This is a genomic window from Streptomyces sp. MS191 (assembly GCF_008042125.1).
Lineage (GTDB): Bacteria > Actinomycetota > Actinomycetes > Streptomycetales > Streptomycetaceae > Streptomyces.
This window is the reverse complement of the sequence record NZ_RDBI01000088.1, coordinates 1-6140: the sequence shown is the minus strand read 5'-3', so window position 1 is coordinate 6140 and position 6140 is coordinate 1. Positions and strand designations below refer to the sequence as shown.

Sequence of the window (6140 nt, the reverse complement as noted above, 5' to 3'; positions counted from 1 at the left end):
TAGATGTTGGCCAGAGGGTTGGTCGAGACGCCGTAGGCGAACGGGCCGACGCCGGCCATCTTCCCGGCGTAGGCGCGGAACGTCGGGCCGATGACCTGCATTAGACCGACGGACGGGTGCCCGGCGATCCAGTTGGAGTCCCAGCGGTTGACGATGTTCGGGTTGCCGCCGGACTCCTGGTTCATGCGACGCAGGGTGATGTCGGCGTAGGCGGCCGGCTGGCCGACGAGGCCGAGGGCCTGAAGGACTGTGCCACGCCAGCGCTGCACGCCGCTGCCGCCGGATCCGCCGGCCGGAGCACTGCCCTCGCCGCCGCCGAACAGGTTCCCTGCGGCCTTGATGACGCTGTCCTTCAGCGTCTTCATGATCCGCGTGGGAATGCCGGCGATGAGCTTCACCCAGCGGGAGTCGCCCATGCCGCCCAGCAGGCCGCGGATGGGCGCCGTCAGGCGAGACCACGTCTTGCCCGGGTCGGTGAACAGGTCTCCCACGGCGCCGGCCGCAGACTTGATGGCTCCGACGATGCCGCCGTCCGCGAAAGCGGGCAGCAGGCCCTGTGCCGCGGCCTGCCGCAGCGCCAGCACGTTCCCGTGGCCGCCAGCCCCCTGCACCTCCCGAGCCGTCCACACGTGCTCGCCGTTGGACAGCAGCGCCGGAATCGAATCCGACGTCGCGCTACCGGCGCCGAACACGCTGCCACCCGTGGCGAACCCCTTGGGATGGAACTCGCTCAGCGTCGGCCCGGAGAACGCCCCGGCCACCGTGTTCCACAACTCCACGATGCCCTTGTTGTAGACGGTGTCGATGATGAACTTGATCGGGTTCTTGGCGAAGTCCCGCAGCCGTGCCCACTGCTTGCCGATGGCCTCGACGACGAGCTTGAACGCGGCACCGACCTTGTCGCCGGCCACCCGCAGGCCATCCAGCGCGGTGCCGATGTTCCGCGCCACCGGCCGAACCACCGAGTCATACAGCCAGCGGAACGCCGGCCCCAGCTTGTCCCGCAGCCAGGTCACCAGGCTCGTCACCCAACGGATCGCCGTCGACATGGCGCCGGCGAACTTGCCGATCAGGAAGGCGGCCAGCGTCACCAGCGGCGGCAGCAGCCGGGACAGGACGCCCGCGGCAAGCTGGGACACCATGACGATGAGCTGCGTGAGCGGAGGCAAGATCGGCACCAGGGCGACCACCAGGTCGACGAGGGCGAGCGACAGGTCGAGCATCGGCGGCAGCAGCTGCTGAATCAGCGACACCCCGACATCGAGGAACAGGTCGACCATGACCATCAGGGCGTCCGACAGCTGCGGAAGGATCGGCAGCAGGCCGGACACGAGAGCGCCGATCAGCGACACGAACATCGGGATCACCGGACGGATCGCCGTCAGCAGCTGACCGATCGCCGTCGACAGAACGCTGACGAACAGGTTCGCCAGAGTCGACACCACCTGCAGCAGCGGCTTGATCAGAGGCTCCAACGCGCCGAACACATCGGCGAACATCTCCCCGAGAAGATCCAGCACCGGCATGAACGCCTCTACCGCGGCCGTCAGCGGGCCGACCAGCACCCGCACCAGGCCCGTGATCACGTTGACGATCGGCGTGATCACCGGCATCAGCACCCGGATGATCTGCCCCAGCAGCTTCCCGATCGGCTCCAGCAGCGGAGTCAGGGCAGCCACCATCGAGATCAGCGCGTCGCCGACCAGGGTCACCACCGGCAGCAGTGCCTCGATGAGGGGCGTGAGGGCCTTCCCCAGCGCCGTAGCGAGCCGAGACAGCACCGGGCCTAGCGTCTTTGCCAGTTGGGCCAGCACAGGCGCCACAGCGGCCAGCAGAGGCAGCAGAGCCTGGAGCGCTGCACCGAATACCGGGGCGATCGCGGCCGCGATCTGAGCGACCGAGGCGAAGATGGTCCGCAACGCTGCCTGCACCTCGGGCATGGCGGTGACCTTGCGGAGCTCAGCGAACAAGGACCCCACGACGGCGAGGGCCTGGCCACCGGCATCCGCGGCGGCCTTCATGATGTTGCCGACCGTGCCGAACGCGTCCGCGAGGATCCCGCCCAGCTGTGACAGCAGACTGAACGCCGTCGTGATGGCCTGCTCGAGGCCACCCGACTTGAACGACTCGCCCAGCTTGGACGTCGCCGAACCGATCGCCTTCGAGAAGCCCTGCAGCAAGCCGTTGAACGCCGGCTGTGCCGCCACCGTCAGCTGACCGAACGCGGTGATCAGCTGCCGAGGGGTGTCCTTGAACACCGCCAGGTTCTTGTTCGCCCCGGCGAGGATGTCGTCGAGCATCCCGGACTTCGCCATGTCCGTCACGGCGGCCGCGGCCGACTTCGCCAGCTGGTTCCAGATGCCGGCCGTGTTGGTGAGCTGCCGCTGAAGGATCGGAATCGTCGTGCGGCCCAGTTGGGCCACCGTGCCATCGAGGCCGGCGAACAGTCGGTCCTGTACCGCGAGTCGCATCCCAGCCCAGGCGGGCGCCAGGCCACGGACCGCGTTCACGAAGCTGCGAGCGTTCGGAGCCAGCTTCGCCATCGCCTGGTCCACCTTCGACGTCTGCGAGGCTGCCGCAGCCTGAGCGTCCGCCACTGCTGCGGCAGCCTCCGAGACGGCCCGCTGTGCATCGGCCACCTGCCGGGCCCCATCCTTGCGGGCATCGTCGACACCCTTCTGGGCGTCGGCCAGGCCGCGCTGCTTGTCAGCGACGTTCCGGTCCGCCTCTGCGATCCGCCCCTTGGCCGCCAGAACCTGCTCACTGCCCTCGATGCCGGCCTTGTTCGCAGCCTTCGTGTCCGCGGCCAAGCGCTCGACGTCACGACGCTGTTCCTGCAGGTTCAGCCGGGCCCGCTCCTGGGCGATCCGCAGACGCTCCAGCTCCTGCGGAGTGGTGCCGGGCTTGGCCTGAGCCGCCCGCAGGTCGGCCTCAGCGTCCTTCAGGCGCAGGACCGCGTCCCGCTCGTCGAGGCGCGACTCCGCAAGCTGCTGATTCATGTCCTGCAGGGCCCGCGCCGCTTCCCGGCGGGCGCCCGTCAGTTCCTCCTGGACACCCCTGGCTTCGCGCTGGGCGTCCACGAGGTCCCGCTCGGCATCGGTGACCTGCTCCTGTGCTTCCATCACGCGCTCGGCTGCCTGCACGCGCGCGTCCGCGAGGGATCGCTGAGCGTTCGCCAGGCCTCGCTGCGCGGATTCCACCGCTCGGGTTGCCGAGGCCGCTGACGATGCCTGCGCCGAGGTGTCGGCGAATGCCGCCTTGAAGGCATCACCGACGCCCGACAAGCCAATCTTCAGAGCTGCAGCGGCGGTGCCTGCTGTGACGAGCGCTGGGGCCAATGCGGCCGACGCGGCGATGGCGGGCGTCAGCGACGACGCCAGGGAAGTCCCCAGGAGCCCCGCGAACCCCTTCATGCCGACGCTGGCCGCCCGGCCGAACGCCTTACCGAACGAACTACCTCCCGACTGGCCGGCCCTCGACGCGCGAGCGCCGATACTGCGGGACCAGTCACCTTCGAACTCGGGCCGGATGGAGACGTATCCGCGTCCGACCAACACACCCTGAGCGGGCATAGGTCACCTCACTGACGTGCTCTGTGGTTGTCAGCGGGTGTCCCGGAGACGCCGACCGGGGGCGGTAAAGAAGGACTAGGAGAGCTTCGACAGGTCGGCCTGCGCGTCGGCCGCCATCGAGGCCCACATGGAGCTGTAGGGCTCCGGATTCAGCCGGGCCAGGCGGTTGTACCGCTCGACCTGGGCGCGGAGAGTCCGCTCACGCTGATGCCGGGCCTTACGGCAGCGATCCGAGCAGAACCGCGACGGCCGGCCACGAGGCGCCGGAGCGAACTCCGCCTCACACAACGCGCATCTGCTCACGGCGCCCCCATTTCGTCGGGCCGCGCAAACGCTCCGGATCGCGGCGCCAGGGTTTTCCCTCCCCGGCGGTCCCCCGCGGGCGCGCGGGCGGGTGCGCCCCCACCCGTGCGCGCGGGCGTCGTCTTGATCATCGGTTCTCCGATCTTGGTTGGGCTCCGAGGCGGGCCAGACGGATTGCCTGGCCCGCTCCCGGTCGACGCTGGGCGGATCGCTGCGAGGAAGGAAGAGACTCGCTAGCCGCCCATCGATCCGTTGGTCGGCTGGCCTTCACCGTCCGCTGGTGACGTTGACGCCGGATCTGTGGGCTCAGGCCGCGGTGCGCTGCCCGAGCGGGTTGCCGATGTGCAGCTCGGCCAGTGCGGCTTCGGTCTGCTCGTCGGGCGTTGGCATCCACAGCTGTCCGCCGTGGTCGGCCATCCAGTCGAGGTAGCGGCGGGCGGGCAGGCCGTGCCAAGCAGGCTTGGCCGTGGCCCATCGAGTGGGATGCAGCTCGTGGTAGTTGCGGATGGCCGCGTACTTGCCCGTCGGGTCGTCGGTGCTGCGCAGACCACAGCGCATGGCCAGGTCGCTGCGGGCGGCACTGATGGCTTCGTACCGGTTGGCCATGAGGTCGCACGTGTCGGACGCCTTGCGGACCTTGGAGGGGGCGGAGAGGAGGCGGCGGGGTTCGGTCTCGCCGTGCTCCAGGAGAACGCGGTGCGCGTCGGTGTAGGCCTGCCAGGTCGCGTCGTGGGCGGGCCGCAGGTGGTCGGTGATGATGGCGAGAGCCTGGCCGCGCAGGGTGTCTCGGGCTCGCTGGACGGCAGTGCTGAAGCAGAGGTCCATCATGTCGAGGGCGTCGGCGTAGACGCGTTCGGCCTGGCGGGCCTGCTCGATGAGTGCGATGTCGGGGAGCTTGGTGCCGTCGTGGAGGGCGTCGACGGTGGCGACGGCGACGGCCTGCACGGTCTCCCACGCGTTCTGCGGCGGCTTGGGCCAGGGCATGGCCTCGAGGCTGCGGTACGTCTCGCGTGCCTTGAGCACGTCGCCGGGGAGGCTGTAGTGCCCGGCGTCGTGGCCGGCGTACAGGTGGGGGCAGGGAAGCTGCTCAGGCATCGTCGTTCTCCTTCTTGGTGGTGGGCTTGGCCCAGGTGCGGCGGAAGTTGTCGAGCATCCGCTGGCGGTCGCTCTTGGGCGGGGTGTCGCGGATGAGGCGGGTCATGCGTCGGCCGTTGCTTTCGGGCTTGGGTTCGTCGGTCACGGTGTCTCCCTAGGTGGGGTCGAGCTCGAGGAGCGTGAGGCTGGTGACGGCCTCTTCGCGGAAGGCCTTCCAGTCGGCCGGGGTGAACGCGGCCCGGAAGCCGGCGACGAGCATGACGAGCGTGTGGGCTGCTGCGTCGCGGACCTTGGTGTCGGGGCAGTCGTTGATGAGCTGGGCGAGCGTGGCGTGGTCCTCGGCGAGTGCGGCTCGGGCGAGCGCAGACACGAGGATCTGGTCGGGGTTCATGCCGTGCTCCCGGGGCTGTCGGTGTAGGCGGTGGTCCGGTTGGGGCACTGGGTGTTGTGCTGGGGGATGCAGCGGGGGGTGCCGCGGCAGAGCTTGGCGCCGCATCCCTTGCTGCACTGCAGGTACGTGCCGCGCATCAGGGGCCGGGCGCAGGTCCCGCAGAAGCCGAGGCGGATCCCGCGGCGCTTGGCCTTTGCGCGGTGACGGGCCATGAGGCCGGCCTTGCGTCGGCCGGCGAGCTCATCCCGTTCCTGCTTCTGCTGCTGCGTCTTTGCCTTGGCCGCAGCTATCCGGGCCTGCACCTGCTGCTCGACGTGGGAGGTCATCGGCCCTCCCGGCTTGAGTTCCACACCATGTGCTGGCCAGGCGCGTCGAACGCGCGGATTCCGTTGGGTCGCTGTCGCTCCGTCAGCGCGAAGTACAGGTCGTGGCTGGCTTCGCTTCGGTGCTCGTCGCAGACGGGGATGCACAGCGGGTTCCCATTCGGGGCCTTCGCCAGGTAGAGGCCGCACGCGCCGTCCTCGTTGGCCGTCCCTTCGACGGCGAGAGTGGCGAGGGTGGCGGGCTGGTCGCAGCCGTCCGGCTCCTGGCAGGGGAAGCCCCGGATAAGTCCCGGGATGCGCTCCACGCGGGTCTGAAGGATGGCGTATCCGTGGTCGCGGATGTCGTCGTCGATGTCGCTGGACGCGCCGTGGGTGAGAGTGCGTGCTGTCATGCGGGTGACTCCTGGTCTGTGGTTGCTGTCGAAAGGCGGCAGCAGAAGGGGGTCAGTGGGGGGC

5 protein-coding genes and 1 pseudogene are annotated in these 6140 nt (G+C 69.5%); all 6 read right to left on the bottom strand.

Features of this window, described 5'->3' with window-relative positions; all coding sequences use genetic code 11:
- Window positions 1-3413, bottom strand: a pseudogene (locus EAO71_RS35085) (hypothetical protein); the annotation flags it as partial.
- Window positions 3414-4181: 768 nt separating this feature from the next.
- Entirely contained in the window at window positions 4182-4970 is a 789-nt protein-coding gene (locus EAO71_RS35080; protein ID WP_147981876.1) for a hypothetical protein, read from the bottom strand.
- A complete protein-coding gene (locus EAO71_RS38035; protein ID WP_187282950.1) occupies window positions 4963-5115 on the bottom strand; it encodes a hypothetical protein in 153 nt (50 codons plus the stop codon). Before EAO71_RS38035 ends, EAO71_RS35080 begins: the two co-directional genes overlap by 8 nt.
- 9 nt (window positions 5116-5124) lie before the next feature.
- Window positions 5125-5361, bottom strand: coding sequence for a hypothetical protein (locus EAO71_RS35075; protein WP_147981875.1), 237 nt, complete (start codon window positions 5359-5361; stop codon window positions 5125-5127).
- The gene (locus EAO71_RS35070) at window positions 5358-5687 is read right to left on the bottom strand and encodes a hypothetical protein (protein WP_147981874.1); all 330 of its coding nucleotides are present in this window, start codon (window positions 5685-5687) and stop codon (window positions 5358-5360) included. Before EAO71_RS35070 ends, EAO71_RS35075 begins: the two co-directional genes overlap by 4 nt.
- Complete coding sequence (locus EAO71_RS35065; RefSeq protein ID WP_147981873.1) at window positions 5684-6076, bottom strand: hypothetical protein; 393 nt, start codon at window positions 6074-6076, stop codon at window positions 5684-5686. The genes EAO71_RS35070 and EAO71_RS35065 overlap by 4 nt, the downstream gene beginning before the upstream one ends.
- Window positions 6077-6140 lie beyond the last annotated feature (64 nt).

Coding starts and splice junctions, on each gene's coding strand:
- EAO71_RS35080 (WP_147981876.1), bottom strand. CDS start 4,970: ATGCCTGAGCAGCTTCCCTGCCCCCACCTGTACGCCGGCCACGACGCC.
- EAO71_RS35075 (WP_147981875.1), bottom strand. CDS start 5,361: ATGAACCCCGACCAGATCCTCGTGTCTGCGCTCGCCCGAGCCGCACTC.
- EAO71_RS35070 (WP_147981874.1), bottom strand. CDS start 5,687: ATGACCTCCCACGTCGAGCAGCAGGTGCAGGCCCGGATAGCTGCGGCC.
- EAO71_RS35065 (WP_147981873.1), bottom strand. CDS start 6,076: ATGACAGCACGCACTCTCACCCACGGCGCGTCCAGCGACATCGACGAC.